The organism is Rossellomorea vietnamensis, from assembly GCF_008180615.1.
GTDB lineage: Bacteria > Bacillota > Bacilli > Bacillales > Bacillaceae_B > Rossellomorea > Rossellomorea vietnamensis_D.
In genome coordinates this window covers 20,237-39,113 of sequence record NZ_VTEH01000008.1, presented here as the reverse complement: position 1 = coordinate 39,113, position 18,877 = coordinate 20,237, and the positions used below count along the sequence as shown (strand labels likewise).

Sequence of the window (18,877 nt, the reverse complement as noted above, 5' to 3'; positions counted from 1 at the left end):
AGCAGAACATATTCTAACGGTAAGTTAAATACAGACAGAGAGCTGAATTTTTATAGTTGGCCTGATGAACTGGGCAAAGAACTAGTCATGAGCCAAAAAGATGGGGTGCCTCCCCTCTTTTTGGCTTTTTTTATATTAAAAAACGAAAAAGCTTAATGGAGTGAAGAGATTATGAAAAATTTTGTGATTATTCTGAATAGGTATTCAGCAGGTCTTCAAGGAGTCGCAAGGTATGGATAACACGCTTGTTATTCATATAAGGGAGGAAGCTGATATCGTTGCCGCACGGAAAAAAGGAAGAGAGATCGCTCAACAATTACAGTTCAGCTTAACCAATCAAGCGAGAATTTTGACAGTCGTTTCGGAACTTTCAAGAAATATTTACAGGTATGCTGGCTGCGGCCACATTGAATTTGAATTATTGGAAGAGGAGCGGAAAAAAGGGATTAGAATTATTTCATTAGATCAGGGATGCGGGATACCAGATATCGAAAAGGCCATGCAAAAAGGATATTCTACATCTGGAAGTCTTGGTGCCGGTCTTCCCGGTGTCAAGACAATCATGGATGAGTTTGAACTCACATCAGCTCCCAATTCAGGAACCAGGGTGGAAGCAGTTAAATGGCAGATAGGATAGAGTATATTAAAGTCTGATATCATTAAAATAAGGCTCTTTTCATAAACTTTGTTGCTATTTGATAATATTCCGAAGAAATATCAATACCAAGAAGGAAAAAATACGGTAATATCGAAAAGATAAGAGCTGCTCTTCCCCGGTAAAGATAAAATTCTTAGTATTGGGGATATCCGAAAGCAACAATATATACGAAAACAGCTTTAAATAAAGAACCGTTAGAATCTGTGGTTCTTTACCACGTTAAACAAAAAAAGAGACAGTTCCTCTTATTGCTTTAACGTGGTAAAGCGATGAGAGAACTATCCCTATTTGAATGTTGTGCTCCGCCCTCTTTAACAGCAGGCTATCATCGGCCGTAAAGGCAGCTTCTTCAGGTTGCTTACACACTTTCTCCCTTCACTTCTAAAAAGGAGCGGCTTCCGATAGAAAAAAAGAAAATGCTGGTTAGAGCAATACCTGCAACGAGCCACAGCATGAAAGGTCCGCCCGTTTCATTAAACAGAAATCCTCCCAAGACAGGACCGGCAAAGTTTCCAATCTTTCTGAACTGACCAGCACCAAAATAAATTCCCCTTAAATGTTCAGGTGCCAGATTGTCGATCAATACAGAGTTCGCAGGGAAAATCAATATCTCCCCTAAAGTCAGAAAGGCGACAGAAACAATGCACATCATCCACCCATCGGCAAAGCCAAATCCCGTTAATCCTAAACTCAAAATGAGAGCACCGGTGACCATCATTTGCATCGGTTTGAATCTTTCTGCAATTGAACTAACAGGCATTTGCAGAAATACGACCATCACAGCATTGATTGATAACAATATGGAAAAAACGTAAATACCGTCTTCCAGCTGGGCTTCTAAATGCAGAGGTAAAGTGGACTGCAATTGTGAGTAGCCAATATTAACTAATATGACGCCGAGAAGTAAAAATCGGAGGGCAGAATCCCGCTTCACTATTGAAAATGCATCACGAAAGGTAACTTCTGATTTAATTTCTCCTGTACCCTCCAAGTGGAATTTTCTCAAAAGAATCGTAAGCGCGAATGCATATATCAGATAGATGGTGCCGGTTAGGACAAAAGTTGACTCTGGCGATATACTTGCTAAATAGGCTCCAGCCAGCGGACCTGCTGCAGCTCCTATATTTATAGCGGTATAGCGGAGAGAATAGGCCTTCATCCTCTCCTCCTTTTTAGTGAGATCCGCCATTAATGCCTGAGAAGTTGGTTCAAAGAAAGAATTTGACAAACCATTCAATGCATTCAGTATAATGAACCAAATCGGATGGTCTGCAATACTGAATCCAAAGAACACTAGTGAAATCGAGAGTAGAGAAAATAATAACACTGGTTTCCGTCCATATCTATCCGATAAATGCCCGCCAATGAAACCTCCTGCGGTAGCCACAAGCGGGCTTGCCCCAACAGTCAAACCTATCAGCAGAGGATGCATATCCATATTTCTGGAAAGGTATATTGCCAGAAAAGGCATGGTCATGAAAAAGGCCGCTCTCGATAAAACAGTACCAGTCAAAAGAACCCAAATAATCAGGTGAAATTGGTTAACATAGCTTTTAATAGAATTCACATGAAATTCCCCCTCTTTTCTTTCCATAACTTACTATATGGTGAAAGCAGGGATAAGTAAATTCTATATATTTAATGGATTAACATAACTAAATCTTATTAAAGTGAACGCTATTCATATTTTTATAGCCTAAGATAACAGCATGACCATCAAAGGGACGGTAATAATACTCATGGATGTGGTGACCAGCGTACTAAATGAAACGAGATCTGGTTCAGTATCGAATTGGACAGCAAACATCGTGGTATTGGCAGCCGTCGGCATTGCGGCTAGAACAATAAGTACGCTGGCAAGGAGAGTATCAAGGGACAGCATCACAGTGATGGCATAGGCGATCACAGGGGAGATAACCAATCTGATGAATATCACTCCTGATAATTCTTTTAATTCAACGTTTTTCTTGGATATGCTTGCCAGCTGCATCCCCAGTACTAGCATGATGGTAGGAATGGCAGCTGAGGCTATTAGATCCAACCCGATATAAATGAAATCTGGAATGGAAACGGATCCGATTTGCAGCAGAATGCCTGCAATAGAGCCATAAAGTACCGGCATTTTTAATATTTTAATTAGTGATGCTTTCAACGTCCCGCCGCTTTTGCTTCCTTTGGCTGCAAAATACAAACCGACGGTATTCATCAGTAAAGATTGAATAACCATCATAATGACAGCATACTGAAACCCGGTTTCCCCAAAGGCAAATAGAATGACAGGCACTCCGTAGTTCCCGCTGTTCATGAAAGCACCCGCTAATACAAAAGCAGATGTTTTACTTTGCGGCCTATTGGTCATCCTTCCTGCTATAAAAGAGACAAGGATTAACCCGAACAACAGTAGGAGACAAAACAATAAGATATAAAGGTAGTCCATATTCAGTTCATTTTCATAAAAAGTTTGTAAAGCCAGGAATGGCAGCATCAAATACAAAGCTGCTGTTGAGATGGACTTAATATCTAATTTGAGAAGATTTTGACCAATAAAACCGACAGATAGAATGATAAAGACGGGCACTACAATTAATATAAAACTCATTATCAAAACTCCAAATCAATATTTTTCTAAAATAACAATCTAAGTATTTTATTAGTATAATTCAAATTGTAAATTCCTGCTTGCCATCTGCCTGACATCACTCAATACTCCTTGTGATCGCGCTAAAGGGGACTGGTCTTCTGTTAACGGGTCATATTGTCCTTCTTTTTATCAATGTATAGAGACCCGTCTTTTTGGACTTCAGCATAAAAGACTTCTGATATAGACTGTATTCCTTTTTGCTGAAGTTGTGAAATAAGCCACTCTTCTTGAAGGTTGAGTCTTTTTAGATTATTTTGAATCACTTCTCCATCTGCAATGACTTCAGTGGATTGAGGATATTTTTCACTTTTTAAAGGAACATTCATATCATTTTTTGTGATGGTTTGCTGAGCCTGCTTCTTGAGAACAGATAACTTTCCGTTTGTTTCGAATATGGCATAGTCCACGTCCTTCATGGAAAACACCTGTTTTTCACGCAGCAAGGCCATTAAGCCATCAACATCTAATTGAGTCTTTTTCAAGCTGTGTTCCATTATCTTTCCCTGTTTCACTACGATGATGGGTTCTCCTTCTAAAATTTTCCTTGCACCTTTGGACTTTAGGTCTATGTAAGAAAAACCAACCGTTAATATAAGCCAGCCTGCAAGCGCAAGAAGGCCATTGCGGATACTTAATTCCGCTGAAACGACAATAGTCCCTCCAATGTTCCCCACAGCGACTGCCGAAATGAAATTGAAGAAAGTCATTTGGCTGATTTCTTTTCTTCCGGAGAGCCGGGCCATGATGAACAAGGCAATAAAAGCAATTACTACCCTTAAAAATAGCTCGAATATATTCATTGAGATTCCTCCTTTTCTGTTATTATCTTTATAAAAAAGAAAAGTATGAAAAAAGCTCCCAAATTGGATCGGGAGCTCTCTCTTTATTTAATCGTAATTTCTTGAAGAATCTTGAGCATAGCCGGGTATACAGCTTCTGACTCTTCTTCATTAGGATAATGGATGGTGAATTTTAAAATTTTGCCGTCAACACTTTTTACCCCAATGGCCGTTTGAACTTTTGTATTCTGAGAATGGAGAAAAAAATGTGCGTTTTCGTAAAATGGAAGAGAGTTCTGAGTCCTTAATTCTGTCACTGCTCCCAGTGATGCTAGCTGGTCTTCAGCATTCATCCTCACGTTCTTTATATCCGTTTGGGAATCAAGCACTTCTACCCTGGCAAAGTAATTATCATCATTATTGAATTGAAGAATATAAGTTCTTGGTTCCTCAGGTGTAAAAATAAAACCTGAATGCAAAGGAACATGCAGCCGAACTTTTTCAGCATCATAGGCGGCAGGATAAGTTTGCATCTGGTTGACCTTCAGAAGTTGACCTGCAAAAATCAGGTTGTTTTTCAAACCATTATTTCTTCTCAATTCTTCTACAGATATCCCATATTTTTGGCTGATGCTCCACAGGGTATCTCCGCTCCGGATGAGAATGACAGTCGGAACTTCAAGTTTTTGACCACTGAAAATCGTATCTGATTTCAAACCATTCACATGTTTTAATTGGTGAACGGTAGTGCCGTGTTTTTTCGCAATGCTCCATAACGTATCACCTTTTTTCACCTTGATGATCTTCTGGATTTCTAGTTGTTTACCTGCGTAGATGATATTGGAAGTGAGTTCATTACTCTCCTTCAGTTGCTCCACGGTCATCCCATACCTTTGGGAGAGACTCCAAAGAGTATCTCCTTTCTTAATAAGATGAAAATGTTCAGCTTCAGCATGTGTAAGACTGAAAGCTGAGAGTGCCAATGCAATGGCTGCTGACTTGATAAATGTTTTCTTCATGAATTAACCCCCATAATGTTCTCTCTTGATGTGAATTGCTGTAAATCACCTTTTACACCTTATTAGACGGAGAGAAGGTCAGCAAGTTACATGAGAATGAGCCCGTTTTACAGGATTAAACAATAAGAAAATACGTACCGAATATGAGAGCGATGACAATCACCAAAACAGCCAAGGCGATAATGGTGGCTCTCGATGTACGGAAGGATTGATTATTTATGGCATCAATTTTTTTAATATAGCCAAAGAGTGCCATTATAATAGTCAGGATACCGAGCCCTACAGATGTTAGACCAATGATATTCGCAAGCAGATCGCTCAAGGGAGATAGTTTGTCTTCCATTGTAAAATGGAGGTTGGTCACAAGGAACCCTACCCCTATAATGGCAATAGCCGTACGTATCCAGGCAAGAAAAGTCCTTTCACTCGCCAAGTGCTGCTGGATATATTTTGAGTCAATGGTACTTTGAGTTTGCTGATCGGAATTTTCTCGATTCGTCATGAGTACACCCCTTAATGATTAAAAAATTCTTGGATTGTTCACCTTACTTCTTTTTCCCTATAAATTGGATTACATGTGAAAAGCCGTTATTCCCTTCACCTTCATAACGGCTTACTTCACCCCCTGAAGAAGTGGATGATTTTCCAATTTGAAAGGATCTGGAAAATCTTCCGTGGTGTACAGCATGTTGGTATCTTTAGGTCCATTGAAGTCATAAGGGATTTGATAGAAAGAATTCACTTCGCTTACCAAACAGCCTTTTAATAAGAGAGGGCCTATAAAAACATTATAGAAAAATGGTAAACAAAAGGCCCCTAACTCGATTGAGCAGGGCCCTTTATTAAAATATCTTATTCACCATTAAGATGACTCCTGCCAGGATCCAGAGGAGAACACCAGGTCAGATGGGAAGATTGAACCTCTTATACTTCCTTTGATTCTCCACTTTGATGCCTCAGGAACCTTGCTTGCATTTTTGCTGTTTGGACATATAAACGCTCCTCTTTGACCAGGACCAGGTCTCTTATTAGACTCTTAATACCTTAAATTCCCCGCCGCCAAGCAATGTTTTTACATAATCAATTTTGGTTTCATCAAAATAAACTTTGTCTTTTTCATTAACTAGGAATTGAATCCCTTCTATTTCTGTTACTTCATCTTTTTCTAAAACTGACTCATCCAGAGTCAGACGCAGCTTAGGGCCTCCTCAGCCAATGCCCATTTCCAGACGGATGAACGGTTTTTTGCCTTGCTCAATGACGTCTTTTACTTGAGATCGAATAACATCTATTGCTGATTGAGTTACTTTAACCATAGATATGCCTCCTTACAACTAGCTTTTATCGTTGAGGATATGCCATTCCCAATCCTTTAAGGAAAAAGAGTAAAATCCCTGGATAGTATGATTTTACCCTTTTGATGGCAGCTATAACAACGAATTTCAACTATTATAGTATATCCATCCAAATTTTGATGGCTGTTCCCAGGATTAGGAATGCCAGTATATATTGAAGAATCTTGGTATTTACCTTCTTACCGGCCATTGCGCCGAGCGGAGAGGCAATCAAGCTTGCAGCAACCATAACCAATGCGGGAAGATAATCCACTTGCCCCGTGGTAATTTTACCGACTGTCGCTCCGATGGAAGAAATAAAGGTTATGGCAAGCGAAGAGGCAATCGTCATTCGTGTAGGGATTTTCAGTACGACCAGCATGATCGGCACAAGCAGGAAAGCTCCGGCAGCTCCTACAATTCCTGCTCCCACCCCAACAATTAAAGCCAACGAAGCTGCCAGCCACTTATTAAACTTCACTTTGTCCAGAGGAATATCATCAATTCCTTTTTTGGGGATGAACATCATAACAGCTGCTATGAGAGCTAACACTCCATACACTAAATTGATTCCGCCTCCTGACATCAGTTTGGAACCATAACCGCCGACGAAGCTTCCGATTAAAATCGCTCCGCCCATATAAGCTATCAAAGTCTTGTTAAGATATCCGCCTTTACGGTAAGCCCAAACACCGCCGATCGTCGCGAAAAAAACCTGCACGGCACTGATGCCGGATACCTCATGGGCACTGAATGCTGCCAGCCCAAATAAAGGCGGGATGTATAATAACATGGGATATTTGATAATGGACCCGCCTATCCCGAGCATTCCTGAAATATATGAACCTATAAAACCTATTAGAAATATAATTATAATAAATCCTATATCCATTTTTATACCTCCTTAAAAAAGGGAACCATGTATCGGTTCCCTCATATATTTACCCTTTTTTAATCCAGAACTTGAAAACATTATTCTCTTCTTCGTGATGAATTAGTTCATGGCCTCCTGATTTTGTCCATGCTGTAAGGTCGCTTTTAGCACCTTTATCTGTAGCGTGGATCTCCAGTATTTCTCCTGATTGAAGTTCATTGATGGCCTTTTTGGTTTTCACGATCGGCATTGGACATGCCAGTCCTTTTGCATCTAATACTTTTGTTGATTCCATTTTAATAGCCTCCTGTTGGTTCATTTTTTAAAATCAAACTTAATTACATCTCCTGTGTTTTAGCCAGGACTGCCTGGTTTAGGTAAAAGTCTGAACACTATAGTGAAACTCGCTCTTTCTATTTCAGAGCAGGCATAGCTTTTGGAAAAAATACAGAATGCAGGTCCCGGCCGGCATTAACCGGCCGGTAACCAAGCTTATCTTACTGCACAGCGGTTTGGTCCGATTTCCATTTCTCGCTGTTCATCATTATCTGGTGTAATCTTGCCCATATTCGTCTTCCGGATTTCTTGATATGCATTAGGCTGCGGCGGAAGATTTTCAGTTACCAAGGCTCTGAATTCTGCTTCGTTTTCGATGTTCAAACCGTGGTTCTTCGCAAATAGAACACCAAGCTTTTCAGATACGCTTCCATCTTCATTCAGTTCATCGATAATCATGAAGTGAGCTGGAAGAACAACCAAATCATCGGATAATTCTTTGTAGCGGGTATAAAGGGTTTCTCTCAAGTCACCTACCCAATCTTCAGCCAGCCCTGCAAGATCAGGTCTGCCGATAGAATCGATGAAAAGGATGTCACCAGTCATCAAGTATTGCTCATCAACTACAAAGGAAGTGGAGCCGATTGTATGCCCAGGTGAATACAGAGCGTGGATATTGATCGTTGTGTTTCCGAGTTTGACCTCATTTCCATCCTCTAAAGCCGCATATGAGAAAGTGACTTCTTCCGCATCTTTCGGTGGAAGCCAGTAAGTTGCTCCTGACTTCTCTGAGATGATTCTTCCCCCTGAAATGTGGTCGGCGTGAAGGTGAGTATCAAACACATGAGTAATCGTTGCATTGATGCTCTCAGCGAATTGAATGTAAACATCGGCCATTCTTGTTGAGTCGATAATGGCGGCTTCACCATTTGATACAACCATGTACGAGAGACAGCCCTTGCCGATACGTACAAACTGGTAGAGCTCTCCTCCATTATTCAAGTCACCGACTTTAACAGGTTCCAAGTGCTCACTCCATGCTTTCATTCCGCCTTCAAGATAAGATACAGTCAAGCCCTCGTCAGAAAGCATCTCTGCCACCATCACAGATGAACCTTCTTTCGCACAAACGACAAGGATATCTTTATCAGCCGGAAGCTTATCCATGATTTCTTCGACTCCATCCAGAAGATCGAAATAAGGGATATTCAGGTATTTAAAATTTCCACCTTCAATTTTCCAGTCTAGAAAGGCATCTTCATTTCGCACATCCAGGATGAACAATTCTTCATTATTGAAAACTTTTTTCGTAACTTCTTGTGAATTCATTGCTTTTATAGTCATAACCAATTACCCCCTGTGGTATTATTTATAGTAAAATTTTTTGCTAATTGATAGTATGTGAATAAGTCTGAAGGGCTGGACTATTCTACCGATTCAGCCGCCCCGTTCCATTGTGTCATGCCAGGAAGAACGTTGATGACTTTTGTGAAACCACTCTGGGCGAGTTTCTGGGCAGCCAGATCACTTCTGCTTCCTGTGCGGCATACCACATAAATTTCTTCTTCTTTGTTCAATTCCGCCATTCGGTCTTCCAACTCTCCCAGTGGAATTGAAACAGCATTCGGAATATGATTAAAAGCATACTCCGCTGCTTCCCTGACATCTAGAACAGAGATATTTTCACCTTCACTTAATTTAGCAGCTAATTCATCATTGGTTGCAACGTTAGGATGTTTTTTTTCAATAGATTCTTCTCCTGATGCTTTTCTCAAGTAATGTTTAAGGACTTCCCCTTCTTCAATTGTACCTAGATACTGATGCCCTGCTTTCTCGGCCCATGCCTTGATATCTGCTTTTGAGCCTTTATCGGTTGCTTCTACTTCCAAAACCTGTCCGGCTTGGAGTCCATTGATGGCCTTCTTCGTTTTTACGATTGGCATAGGACATGCCAATCCTTTAGCATCCAATACTTCATTTACTTTGATATTTTCCATATGATGACCTCCTGTTAATACTCCATAGGGTATTATATTTCATAAAAAAATTTATTCAGTTTTTCCTTCCCAAGCAAGCATGCCGCCATTCATATTTATAACCCTGTACCCCTGACTCTCTAAGAATTGACATGCACGGCCGCTTCTTCCGCCTGATCGGCATACAATGATATACTCTTGTGATTTATCAAGCTCATTCATTCGAAATTCAACTAATCCCAAGGGAATATTGACAGCACCAGGAATTTTTCCCTCTGCCACTTCATCCGTTTCACGGACATCAATAATGTTTGAAGGTTTACCTTCGTTTACAATTGTTTCTACTTCTCTAGGTGTGATCTCTCTCATATAGTATTCCTCCTTATTATAAGCTCTTTTCCTGTAGTACATGCTGGGGAAAAGAGCATGAAACTAGCGAAATATCATTATTTTGACCAGGCCCCCATACCGCCTTTTACATTGGCGACTTTACTGAAGCCTTTTTTCTTTAGAATTTTTGCTGCCTTATTGCTTCTCGTCCCGCTCTGGCACATCAAGACGATTTCTTTATTAGTAGTAAGTTCTTTGGTCTTGTAGGGTAATTCATATAGTGGGATGTTTTTAAACCCCTGAATATTTCTTTTGTTAAACTCACCTTTTGTCCTGACATCAATGAACATTTTGTCTTTATCCTGTAGTTCATTTTCCAGGTCAGCTGTTGTGATATGTCTAACACCTCTTGCAGGCATAAGACGCATAATAATGATGATGACTAAAATACCGACAAGGATATACCTCATGTATTCCAAGTAATTGACCCCCTTATTAGATGAACAGGTTAACGTTACCGTCTTCTGCATCCGCTAAATATGCTGCAACCCCAGCATACTCGATATTATCCAATAATTCTTCTTTTTGCAAACCAAGAAGATCCATTGTCATCGTGCAAGAAACAAGTTTTACATCCTGTTCCTGAGCCATTTCAATCAAAGCAGGAAGTGACATTGCATTATGTTTCTTCATGACTCCCTTGATCATCTTTGGTCCCATCCCCGCAAAGTTCATATTGGAGAGCCCCATTTTATCTGCACCTCTTGGCATCATCTTGCCGAACATCTTTTCCATGAATCCTTTTTTCACTTCGATATTCTCATCTTTCCGAAGCGCGTTCAATCCCCAAAAAGTATGAAAGATGGTAACTTCGTGATCATATGCCGCCGCCCCGTTTGCAATGATGTAAGCAGCCATGGTCTTATCATAATCTCCGCTGAATAATACGATTGTTGTTCTTTTTTTGTCTGTCATTGTTTTCTCCTCCTGATTAACTTTTATTTATTTACCCCTACCCTATAGGGTATTAAAATTGTTAAAAAAATTATCCCTTTTTAATCCAGAAAGTAAAGATATCACTTTCTTCTTTATGGTCCAGCATTTCGTGACCGGTTGATTTTGCCCATGCTGTTAGGTCATTCTTAGCGCCCTTATCAGTTGTAAGAACCTCCAGTACTTGACCTGGTTCCAAATCCTTCATAGCCTTCTTTGTTTTGACGATTGGCATTGGACAAGCCAAACCTTTTGCATCTAATACCTTATCTGCTTTCATATTTATACCTCCAAGTATTTTTTTGTTTATACCTATAGGGGTATGTTACTATGTGAAAAAAAGGTTGTCAACCCTTTTAGTATTATCTGCTTTTAACCAGCAGGTTGACAGCCTCTTTTATCATGTCGTCAGATTTTTCTCCACGTTTCTCCGCTTCCAGGACACATTCGACGAGGTTGGAACTTACAATAACACCGACTGTTCTATCTACTGCAGAACGGACAGCGGATAATTGAGTGATGACTTCTTTACAATCTTTGTTTTCTTCCATCATTTTCAGAACGCCTCTTAACTGTCCTTCCATGCGTTTCACACGATTCTTGACCCCATCATTATATTCCATAACAATACCCCTTTCCCTTATTCTGTTTTGGCGGAGATTGTTTTTCAGTCAAAGTATAACCTGCAACCTTATATCCTTTTCTTTTCAGCATCCGGATGCTCATGTTTTTTTCAAGCGGAGTGGATGCTGCGACATGTATCCGGGTGGCTGCTACATCGTCCCAGTTTCTATTGATATACGCCACTGGGAGATTAACAGCGTGAGGTATAGGATTGGCAGATGACTGGTTATAATCCCGAACATCTAGTATGAGTATCGATTCCGTCTCTGTTGGAATTTCAGTGCTGCACTGAACTCCTCTGACAGGAAAGTATCTATTATACAATGCAACCATTATGGTGCCAGCTATGATAATCAATAATAACATTTTTATACCGCCCTTATCAATTTATAAGGAATCATCTTGCTTACATGAGTTATTATATACCCCTACAGGTATAATGTCAACCTCTTTTCTGGATCTATTTCTAACCCGCTTGAAAAGTTTTTGCTCTTTAGTAAAGCGGCGTCTTGGCTGCCAAATTAACCTTAACCTTTTAAAGTTCCCCCATTTGTGGTTAAGAGCTAATCTTCCAGTTAAAAGTGTGCAACATGATTGGATAATGATCACCATGCTCCAAAATGAATATTAAATGAGATTCCTAATCATCTTTCATAAATTCAGTTTTTTAAAGGTCGCGAAATTGTCCTTCTACAATTTCCATGTTGATCGTTGAGTAAACTTATTAATCATTGATGCAACTGTATCACATAAAATTTTGCATAATCAATGGCAATGCTTGCAATACCTATGAAAGATTATAGAAAAGGATGAATCCATTTGAATTCATCCTGTAAGCTTTCCTCTTTCTTAGATGCTTTTTTCCATACAGCCCATTAAGCGTGCTTCAATATCTTTTGCAAATTCTTTCAACTTTTCATCATTCAGCATGGAGATGAGTGAGGTTGGTTTCGGCATCCCTATTCTCGTTTCCCCTCCCTCTTCATAAACGACTATTTTACACGGAAGGAAATAGCCAGCCATAGTGTTCTCATTCAGTACTCTTTGCGCTTCTTTCGGGTTGCAGACTTCCAGTACCCTGAATTCTTTTTCGAACTCCAATCCTTTTTCCTGAAGTTTGTCCTTTATATCAAAAGTCCAGAGTACCCCGAATTGTTCTTCCTTCAAGCTTGCTTCCAGGCTATTCACTGCCTCATCAATGGTTTTCGGTGTTGTAAGAGTGTAATCAAACATGAGCAACCTCTCCTTTTTGATTATTTTATAAACGTTTCTATCTTACTGCGCAACGGTTAGGCCCGGTTTCCATCACGGTCTGTTGGTCTTCGTCAGGACTTTCTTTCCCCATATTCGTTCTACGGATCTCTTCATAAGAGTTCGGCTGAGGCGGCAGGTTTTCTGATACAATTTTTCTGAACTCTTCTTCTTCATCTATATTTAATCCATGGTTTTCTTGATAGAGCGTACCAAGTTTAGAAGATATACTTCCATCTTCATTCATCTCATTGATTCCCATATAATGAGCAGGCAAAACAATTAAATTTTCATCCAGGTCTTTATACCGGCGATAAAGCGTTGTACGAAGATCTCCAACCCAGTCCTCTGCTTTACCTGCAAGGTCAGGGCGGCCGATCGAATCGATGAAAAGGATATCTCCTGTAAGTAAAAACTGATCATCTATAATATAAGAAGTACTGCCGATAGTATGCCCCGGGGAGTACAAAGCCTTGATGATGGAATAGCCTACCTCGTATTGGTCCCCGTCCTTGACCGGCTCATAAGAGAACTGTAAATCCTCAGCATCTTTAGGAGGCAGAAAGTATTCAGCCCCGCTGTTTTCAGCGAGCTCTCTTCCCCCCGAAATATGATCAGCGTGCAAGTGTGTATCAAGCACTCGAGTCAACTTGATATCATTTTCTGCCAGTATTTTTCTGTAGGGCTCGGTCATTCGAGCTGCATCCACAATAGCAGCTTCTCCATTGGACTGTATTAAGTATGACAAACAGCCTTTTCCGATCCGGACAAACTGATGAATGGTCCCTCCCCCTTTCAATTCACCAATTTTGATGGGCTCCAGGTGTTCACTCCACGCACTCATTCCGCCTGTAATTGAATAAACATCAGTATATCCTGCTTCGGCAATTAAATTTGCTGCTTTCAGAGAAGAATTTCCTTTAGCGCAAATTACATGAATCGTCTGAGATTCAGGAAGCTTATCAAGGAATGAATCAATGCTTTTTTCCTTAATTTCTGTGTAAGGTGCATTAATGACCTCTACATTTCTGCCTTCAACTTTCCAATCATCAAATGCATCTGTGTTCCTAACATCTACGATAAAAACCTTTTCTTTGCTTAATACTTTTTGAGTTAATTCTTTTGTTGAGATCTCTTTTACAGACATAGTGGTCCTCCTTTTGGTTTTTTTATTCTCATAATTCCCTTACCCCTATTGGTATTTCTTACACATCTTTTTCAGAAAATATTAGTCACGCTTATATTGTGTAACCCCCTGTGGTCCTATACTCTTGCAATAGGAAGAAAACCTTTAGTATTCAGGGAGAATACATAAGTAACAATTCTTGCGGAAACAGTCTTATAAAAAGTTGTTTTCGCAAAGGTTGTGGCTGCTTTAAACGAAAAGGATAGGGTACGAATAACTCAACCATTTCTTAGACTAATTAGAAATTTGATTCAAAACAGCACCCGATACTATTTATCGCATTATTTTTGCTTTCTGCAGTCCCTCCTGGTACTAATATTTCTCTCGCGAAACGGGAAGCAGTTCATTTTTTTTTGGCTAACAGAATATAAAGCTTTTCTCATATGAAGTTAATATATATTAGCAGCAAAGTTTGCAAAAAGGAGCTTTTAAAAAAACTTCTTAAAAAATGCAGAGTTCCCTTAGAACGCTCACAAAAAAGATTCCTCTCCTTTTTACACCTTCAGAATAGAAAGAATGAAGACAGTTTGCTATACTACTAGTACATTAGTCACAGAGGAATGAGGGCTTACATTGTACACCACACTAAACAAACATAAATCAAATGTGAATCATCCCGCTTTAGAATATTATATAGAAGTGACGAAATTCATTTCAGCCATGCTGCCGGATATAGCGATCGGGATTACAAACCGCGAAGAATGGCTTGCCTATTATCCAAGCCGTAAGATTGATTTGGGGGTTAAACCGGGGACAAAAATAAATCCAAGGGAACCCTTGGCCGATTGTATACAGAATAAAAGAGTGATCAAAGAGGAAGTCCCAGCTGAATTTTTTGGATTTCCATTCACAGGACTTGCCAATCCGATTATTACGGATGGGCAGGTCATTGGTGCGGTTGCTATACAGATGCAGGAACAAAACGAGAAGGAATTGAGAAGAATAGCAGACCAGATTGTCTCTTCTGTAGTGCATACGAATGAAAGTGTCAGTAAAGTTGAAAAGGGTGCTGAAGGTCTTTCGGACATAAGCCATCAGCTTCTACAGCAATCCGTTCAGTCAGCGACAGAGATGGAGCAGACAAATGAAGTCATTACGATGATTAAAAAGATTGCCGATCAAACCAATCTCTTAGGGCTGAATGCTTCCATTGAAGCCGCTCGTGCTGGAGAAATGGGACGGGGGTTTGACGTAGTGGCTAAAGAAATCAGAAAATTATCAAGTGAAACCGTAGCCTCCACAGAGAAGGTACGGAGCATTCTTTCCAACCTGCAGCTTTCCATGAAAGAAATGGCCGCTTCCGTTGAAAGAGTCGTAAGTGTCGGTGAAAATCAAGCGGCATCCACCCAGGAAATTTCCGCATTTATCAATGAAATTGAAAAGATGAGTAAAGAGCTTAATAAATATGCTTCACAATTATAAAGAAACCAGGTATCTGCCCCATCTTCTATGCAGCAGACACCTGGTTAATCCTCACGGTTTAAGAACAAGCGAAAGATGGCAGGTCTTTCGCTTTTGTTTTTACATTTTATTCTGAAGTCATGGCTTACATGGCCAGGGTGATCTAAAAAGAATCCTCGCACAATGGCCACAGGTCGTTCTCAGGTTAAAGTTCCACTTGTTTGACCAGCTTTTTCAACCTTTGATTAAGCTGTTTTCTTACTTTTTTAACATCATCGCTGTCATCCTGGATATTTTCACTTAAACTGCGGGTTTCATGAATCCAGTCTCGTAAATCAATGATATCTCCGTAATCTTTTTGAACTTTTTTGTACTGCTTGGATTTCCTTGTGTAGTCTATGGACTGAACTTCATTAAGGAAGCTGCAGATATACCTAAGTTTCTTCGCTTGTTTCCGCACACTGTGAAGTGCATCGAGCCCTTTATCCGATTTCTTATCTTTGATTTCCTTATATTTAAATACCCGTTCATCAAATTTCTTTTCATACTGCTTCAACGCTGTATCTATATCCAATTTAACCACGCTGTCCTTCAACTCATCTTGTGAAAAAGTTGTCCAGCGCACTGAAAATTCATCATCGATTATATGGGGAAGTTTCTGCTTCAGCTCATTGCGATGTTCTTCTCTTTCTTCTTCAACCTTCTGGATGAACTTACTATACAGCTCACTGTACTTATTATTTTCTGCTTCTTTGTCAAAGGCTTCAATGAAGACATCGTTCTCTCTTACTTTTCCTAGTACGTCATGAGCCTCCTTCAAGCATTTATATAAGGGATGATCTTTTTTTATTCCGATGAAATGGATGAGCGTACGCAGCCTTCTTCCCTTTGTTCTAGCTTTATGGACGTCTTCTGTGTTCGTAAATGTTACGGCTTTTTCACAGTATTCTTTGTATTCCTGAAAAAGATCACCGAGGACGGCTGACCATCTCTCAACTGATGCTTCAGTACCTGTATGGATACAATCCTCGCAAACATGAGTTTTCTTTATTAAAAGAAGTGCCTGGTTGCTTCCACAAATCACACAAGAAGGGGCATTCCCTTGCAGGACACCTTCCTCGCCTTGCATAAACAGACCGATTTCTGTTCCGGTTTCCCACCCCAGCTTGTTCATATACTCAGGTGAAATGGGGATGCGCCCGCTTTCATCAATAGGCACCTTCTTACCTCTTCCTGAAGAGCTAAAGTTTATAAGGTGCTTCTTATTATCGATTCTCATAATTAAATAATCTTCTTCCAAGTTCAGTGCTTTTCTTGCGTTGTTTGGGAAAACGACCCTTCCCATGTCATCTATTATCCTGGTAGCAGAAATGATCTTCACATTCACACTTCCTTTCGAGGTGAGGTTACATATATTTTCCCTAACGTGCAAAGTGAAAAACCAGAATGACAGAGAGATATAGGCGTAGTACTTCCCCATTTTTTTAAAAATTAACTAAGTCAGAGCAAACAATAAAAAAGCATTTCAGTTCATCTATTATGACTAAAATGCTCCTTGAACTGCCTCTTTATCCCACATTGTATGGTGTCCATCCTGTATGGAATCTCTTGTTGAATATCTTTCCTTTCGGCTGGAAGTTAAGTCGATAGCCCCTTCTCTTCTTTATTCCACTTCTCAATGTTTCGGTAGATTTCCTCGCTAAGCACTTTGTAACCGGCAGCTGTTAAGTGAATTCCGTCGTCACTTATGAAATCAACCAAATCGCCGGCTTTTTTGAGAGCTGATCTAACATCTACTTTGAGTGTGCTGCATTCTTCCGCCAGTCTGTTTAAATTTCGGTTATAGAGTCCGTGCCAGTAGTCGATGCCGCCTACTTCGCTTATCCAGTGACTGATGGACGGGCTGTATTTATCTGAGATGTTTTTATAATAGCGAACAGGATCCAGAGGAGGAAGAGTTGCAATGACAGGAGTGATTTGATGCTCCTTAAGATTGGTAATGATGCTCTTGATATTCTCTATATATTGATTCATCGGTACGATGGCCTTATGCTCTTCCCATGGTTTTTCGGCTACTTCCTTCCATTTGAAGTTGCAGTCATTACCTCCGATTTCAATAATCACATATTGAGGCTTTTCCATGATTACGTCTTTTTCAAGTCGTTCCAATAGGTGATGAGAATTATCATTAAAAACACCTTTATTAACGACAGATACCTCTTTATTGTTTTCGGAAAATAATTGTTGAAGTGTATTGGGATAATTCTCTTTCAATATTCGAAGTCTTCCTTTTACAAAAGAAACACCGCGAGTCAAGCTGTCACCAAAGCAAACGATTTTCACAATCGACACCTCTTATACTAGTAAAATAAGTTTTTATTATTTTACCATATATTTTCAGGATGTCTTAAAATACTGCTCACCATTTTTTGCATTGTTTTTATATATGAGCTTGGGTTCCTCTAAGGCAGTGTTAATTGGTAAAGTACATAGAGGTACATTCAACACTCACAGACCATTAAATGGTTGCCGTCTGGATCCTGAAAGGTAAAATAATGGTCATGCTGGATTTCCGAGACTGATCTTACACCCTTTTCTTTCACATATTTATAGGATTCCTTGATGTCCTCCTTATTGATATGAAAGGGCGGAAACTTGTATGTATTTTCCTCTGAATAGATTTTGCTGTCCAAAATGATCTCTGTCCCTTTCATCGGCAGTGCATATAGATGACCAAACATGATCTCGCCATCAGCAGGAAATCCCAGCAGGTCACAATACCAATCACGGGCTTTTTCTATATCACTTACAGGGATAAGTAGTACACCGATTTTCTTGCTCAACGGGTTTTTCATCTTAAGTCCCTCCTTTAAATTTCTCCTCACATCATCTTTCTACAATGCTGCTCATTCTCCTTCCGATATCTAAAATGGTCTTGTTTTAATTATTCTCATTTTGTATGCTTTGCTGCTATATGTTAGTAATTCCGATAGGCTGTTTTCTAAAAAATTGTTGCTTTTGGATGCTATTTTAACTTTCTCCCTTTAACGTAGAGGATTGGTGCGGAAGACGTGGGACTGGAATGGTAATCCAATACTTAAACCAGCCACAATCTTTGCGAAAAGAGCCTTCCGAAAAAACGATTTTCATTCACCGGAATAACCTAACCTAGTTAGCATGAATAGAAAAGAGCTGTTATCCCCTATTAGAGAGAGAACCCCTTAGTATCCGATGAGAAATCCGGCCCTTGGTTTTTTCCAAAGCCACAATGATTGTGAAAACAGCCTTTCAATAGGAAAAATACCCGGAGCAAGCCCCGGGTATAAGAGTATCAGCGTTTGTTGTATTTATTGTCAGGGGCAATCTCATTGGCAAACTCGGCCATGGCGTTCTGCAGCATACTCATGTTTCTGTTTTTCATGAGCCCTCCCTGAACTGAACCGGATGAGTGGTTATTCTTCCTGCGGTTCAGTCCATACGCAGCTGCACTCATTCCCAGGCTGAGGATGGAACTCCAAATCATTCTTCTGTTCAT

At 39.9% G+C, this 18,877-nt stretch carries 23 protein-coding genes; 2 read left to right on the top strand and 21 right to left on the bottom strand.

Going from position 1 to position 18,877, the window contains the following annotated elements:
- The first annotated feature begins 232 nt into the window (after window positions 1-232).
- Window positions 233-637, top strand: a complete 405-nt coding sequence (locus FZC79_RS11800; protein ID WP_148946999.1) for an anti-sigma regulatory factor — start codon at window positions 233-235, stop codon at window positions 635-637.
- Window positions 638-1,016: 379 nt separating this feature from the next.
- Here the strand turns inward: FZC79_RS11800 and FZC79_RS11795 are convergent, their stop codons facing one another.
- From FZC79_RS11795 to FZC79_RS11715, 17 genes are all read right to left on the bottom strand, one after another.
- The gene (locus FZC79_RS11795) at window positions 1,017-2,225 is read right to left on the bottom strand and encodes an MDR family MFS transporter (RefSeq protein ID WP_187442750.1); all 1,209 of its coding nucleotides are present in this window, start codon (window positions 2,223-2,225) and stop codon (window positions 1,017-1,019) included.
- Between the two features lie 129 nt (window positions 2,226-2,354).
- Complete coding sequence (locus FZC79_RS11790) at window positions 2,355-3,257, bottom strand: AEC family transporter (RefSeq protein WP_148946997.1); 903 nt, start codon at window positions 3,255-3,257, stop codon at window positions 2,355-2,357.
- A 143-nt stretch (window positions 3,258-3,400) separates the two neighbouring features.
- Window positions 3,401-4,099: a YetF domain-containing protein gene (locus FZC79_RS11785; protein WP_148946996.1), complete on the bottom strand. Its 699-nt coding sequence runs from the start codon at window positions 4,097-4,099 to the stop codon at window positions 3,401-3,403.
- An 83-nt stretch (window positions 4,100-4,182) separates the two neighbouring features.
- Window positions 4,183-5,097 carry a LysM peptidoglycan-binding domain-containing protein gene (locus FZC79_RS11780; RefSeq protein WP_148946995.1) on the bottom strand — a complete coding sequence of 305 codons (915 nt, stop codon included), beginning with the start codon at window positions 5,095-5,097 and terminating at the stop codon, window positions 4,183-4,185.
- Window positions 5,098-5,212: 115 nt separating this feature from the next.
- Complete coding sequence (locus FZC79_RS11775) at window positions 5,213-5,599, bottom strand: YidH family protein (RefSeq protein ID WP_148946994.1); 387 nt, start codon at window positions 5,597-5,599, stop codon at window positions 5,213-5,215.
- A gap of 947 nt (window positions 5,600-6,546) precedes the next feature.
- Window positions 6,547-7,323 (bottom strand): sulfite exporter TauE/SafE family protein, encoded by a 777-nt coding sequence (locus FZC79_RS11770; RefSeq protein ID WP_148946993.1) that lies wholly within the window; start codon window positions 7,321-7,323, stop codon window positions 6,547-6,549.
- A gap of 49 nt (window positions 7,324-7,372) precedes the next feature.
- A complete protein-coding gene (locus FZC79_RS11765) occupies window positions 7,373-7,600 on the bottom strand; it encodes a sulfurtransferase TusA family protein (RefSeq protein WP_148946992.1) in 228 nt (75 codons plus the stop codon).
- 197 nt (window positions 7,601-7,797) lie between these two features.
- Window positions 7,798-8,925: an MBL fold metallo-hydrolase gene (locus tag FZC79_RS11760; protein ID WP_148946991.1), complete on the bottom strand. Its 1,128-nt coding sequence runs from the start codon at window positions 8,923-8,925 to the stop codon at window positions 7,798-7,800.
- 80 nt (window positions 8,926-9,005) lie between these two features.
- The gene (locus tag FZC79_RS11755; protein WP_148946990.1) at window positions 9,006-9,578 is read right to left on the bottom strand and encodes a sulfurtransferase TusA family protein; all 573 of its coding nucleotides are present in this window, start codon (window positions 9,576-9,578) and stop codon (window positions 9,006-9,008) included.
- 51 nt (window positions 9,579-9,629) lie between these two features.
- Window positions 9,630-9,926, bottom strand: a complete 297-nt coding sequence (locus FZC79_RS11750; protein ID WP_148946989.1) for a rhodanese-like domain-containing protein — start codon at window positions 9,924-9,926, stop codon at window positions 9,630-9,632.
- Window positions 9,927-10,003: 77 nt separating this feature from the next.
- Window positions 10,004-10,357 (bottom strand): rhodanese-like domain-containing protein, encoded by a 354-nt coding sequence (locus tag FZC79_RS11745; protein ID WP_187442761.1) that lies wholly within the window; start codon window positions 10,355-10,357, stop codon window positions 10,004-10,006.
- 25 nt (window positions 10,358-10,382) lie between these two features.
- On the bottom strand, window positions 10,383-10,862 hold the full coding sequence (locus FZC79_RS11740; RefSeq protein ID WP_148946987.1) for a DsrE/DsrF/DrsH-like family protein: 480 nt from the start codon (window positions 10,860-10,862) through the stop codon (window positions 10,383-10,385).
- Window positions 10,863-10,932: 70 nt separating this feature from the next.
- Entirely contained in the window at window positions 10,933-11,160 is a 228-nt protein-coding gene (locus tag FZC79_RS11735; RefSeq protein WP_148946986.1) for a sulfurtransferase TusA family protein, read from the bottom strand.
- A gap of 82 nt (window positions 11,161-11,242) precedes the next feature.
- Window positions 11,243-11,503 (bottom strand): metal-sensitive transcriptional regulator, encoded by a 261-nt coding sequence (locus tag FZC79_RS11730; RefSeq protein WP_148941970.1) that lies wholly within the window; start codon window positions 11,501-11,503, stop codon window positions 11,243-11,245.
- Window positions 11,493-11,870 carry a hypothetical protein gene (locus FZC79_RS11725; RefSeq protein ID WP_148946985.1) on the bottom strand — a complete coding sequence of 126 codons (378 nt, stop codon included), beginning with the start codon at window positions 11,868-11,870 and terminating at the stop codon, window positions 11,493-11,495. The genes FZC79_RS11730 and FZC79_RS11725 overlap by 11 nt, the downstream gene beginning before the upstream one ends.
- Before the next feature lie 483 nt (window positions 11,871-12,353).
- Entirely contained in the window at window positions 12,354-12,737 is a 384-nt protein-coding gene (locus FZC79_RS11720; RefSeq protein ID WP_148946984.1) for a DUF302 domain-containing protein, read from the bottom strand.
- Between the two features lie 37 nt (window positions 12,738-12,774).
- On the bottom strand, window positions 12,775-13,902 hold the full coding sequence (locus FZC79_RS11715; RefSeq protein ID WP_148946983.1) for an MBL fold metallo-hydrolase: 1,128 nt from the start codon (window positions 13,900-13,902) through the stop codon (window positions 12,775-12,777).
- Between the two features lie 612 nt (window positions 13,903-14,514).
- Between FZC79_RS11715 and FZC79_RS11710 the strand changes: the two genes are divergently transcribed.
- The gene (locus FZC79_RS11710; protein ID WP_252183317.1) at window positions 14,515-15,363 is read left to right on the top strand and encodes a methyl-accepting chemotaxis protein; all 849 of its coding nucleotides are present in this window, start codon (window positions 14,515-14,517) and stop codon (window positions 15,361-15,363) included.
- Window positions 15,364-15,547: 184 nt separating this feature from the next.
- Here the strand turns inward: FZC79_RS11710 and FZC79_RS11705 are convergent, their stop codons facing one another.
- From FZC79_RS11705 to FZC79_RS11690, 4 genes are all read right to left on the bottom strand, one after another.
- Window positions 15,548-16,723 (bottom strand): CHAD domain-containing protein, encoded by a 1,176-nt coding sequence (locus tag FZC79_RS11705; RefSeq protein WP_187442749.1) that lies wholly within the window; start codon window positions 16,721-16,723, stop codon window positions 15,548-15,550.
- A 257-nt stretch (window positions 16,724-16,980) separates the two neighbouring features.
- Window positions 16,981-17,685: an SGNH/GDSL hydrolase family protein gene (locus tag FZC79_RS11700; protein WP_148946981.1), complete on the bottom strand. Its 705-nt coding sequence runs from the start codon at window positions 17,683-17,685 to the stop codon at window positions 16,981-16,983.
- Between the two features lie 158 nt (window positions 17,686-17,843).
- Window positions 17,844-18,197, bottom strand: coding sequence for a VOC family protein (locus FZC79_RS11695; protein WP_148946980.1), 354 nt, complete (start codon window positions 18,195-18,197; stop codon window positions 17,844-17,846).
- A gap of 476 nt (window positions 18,198-18,673) precedes the next feature.
- On the bottom strand, window positions 18,674-18,877 hold the full coding sequence (locus tag FZC79_RS11690; protein WP_148946979.1) for a hypothetical protein: 204 nt from the start codon (window positions 18,875-18,877) through the stop codon (window positions 18,674-18,676).

Bases quoted from the DNA above. Each gene is read 5' to 3' on its own strand.
- FZC79_RS11730 (WP_148941970.1), bottom strand. From the start codon at position 11,503: ATGGAATATAATGATGGGGTCAAGAATCGTGTGAAACGCATGGAAGGA.
- FZC79_RS11770 (WP_148946993.1), bottom strand. From the start codon at position 7,323: ATGGATATAGGATTTATTATAATTATATTTCTAATAGGTTTTATAGGT.
- FZC79_RS11740 (WP_148946987.1), bottom strand. From the start codon at position 10,862: ATGACAGACAAAAAAAGAACAACAATCGTATTATTCAGCGGAGATTAT.
- FZC79_RS11755 (WP_148946990.1), bottom strand. From the start codon at position 9,578: ATGGAAAATATCAAAGTAAATGAAGTATTGGATGCTAAAGGATTGGCA.
- FZC79_RS11760 (WP_148946991.1), bottom strand. From the start codon at position 8,925: ATGACTATAAAAGCAATGAATTCACAAGAAGTTACGAAAAAAGTTTTC.
- FZC79_RS11695 (WP_148946980.1), bottom strand. From the start codon at position 18,197: ATGAAAAACCCGTTGAGCAAGAAAATCGGTGTACTACTTATCCCTGTA.
- FZC79_RS11715 (WP_148946983.1), bottom strand. From the start codon at position 13,902: ATGTCTGTAAAAGAGATCTCAACAAAAGAATTAACTCAAAAAGTATTA.
- FZC79_RS11725 (WP_148946985.1), bottom strand. From the start codon at position 11,870: ATGTTATTATTGATTATCATAGCTGGCACCATAATGGTTGCATTGTAT.
- FZC79_RS11790 (WP_148946997.1), bottom strand. From the start codon at position 3,257: ATGAGTTTTATATTAATTGTAGTGCCCGTCTTTATCATTCTATCTGTC.
- FZC79_RS11735 (WP_148946986.1), bottom strand. From the start codon at position 11,160: ATGAAAGCAGATAAGGTATTAGATGCAAAAGGTTTGGCTTGTCCAATG.
- FZC79_RS11775 (WP_148946994.1), bottom strand. From the start codon at position 5,599: ATGACGAATCGAGAAAATTCCGATCAGCAAACTCAAAGTACCATTGAC.
- FZC79_RS11745 (WP_187442761.1), bottom strand. From the start codon at position 10,357: ATGAGGTATATCCTTGTCGGTATTTTAGTCATCATCATTATTATGCGT.
- FZC79_RS11785 (WP_148946996.1), bottom strand. From the start codon at position 4,099: ATGAATATATTCGAGCTATTTTTAAGGGTAGTAATTGCTTTTATTGCC.
- FZC79_RS11750 (WP_148946989.1), bottom strand. From the start codon at position 9,926: ATGAGAGAGATCACACCTAGAGAAGTAGAAACAATTGTAAACGAAGGT.
- FZC79_RS11780 (WP_148946995.1), bottom strand. From the start codon at position 5,097: ATGAAGAAAACATTTATCAAGTCAGCAGCCATTGCATTGGCACTCTCA.
- FZC79_RS11690 (WP_148946979.1), bottom strand. From the start codon at position 18,877: ATGAACAGAAGAATGATTTGGAGTTCCATCCTCAGCCTGGGAATGAGT.
- FZC79_RS11765 (WP_148946992.1), bottom strand. From the start codon at position 7,600: ATGGAATCAACAAAAGTATTAGATGCAAAAGGACTGGCATGTCCAATG.
- FZC79_RS11800 (WP_148946999.1), top strand. From the start codon at position 233: ATGGATAACACGCTTGTTATTCATATAAGGGAGGAAGCTGATATCGTT.
- FZC79_RS11720 (WP_148946984.1), bottom strand. From the start codon at position 12,737: ATGTTTGATTACACTCTTACAACACCGAAAACCATTGATGAGGCAGTG.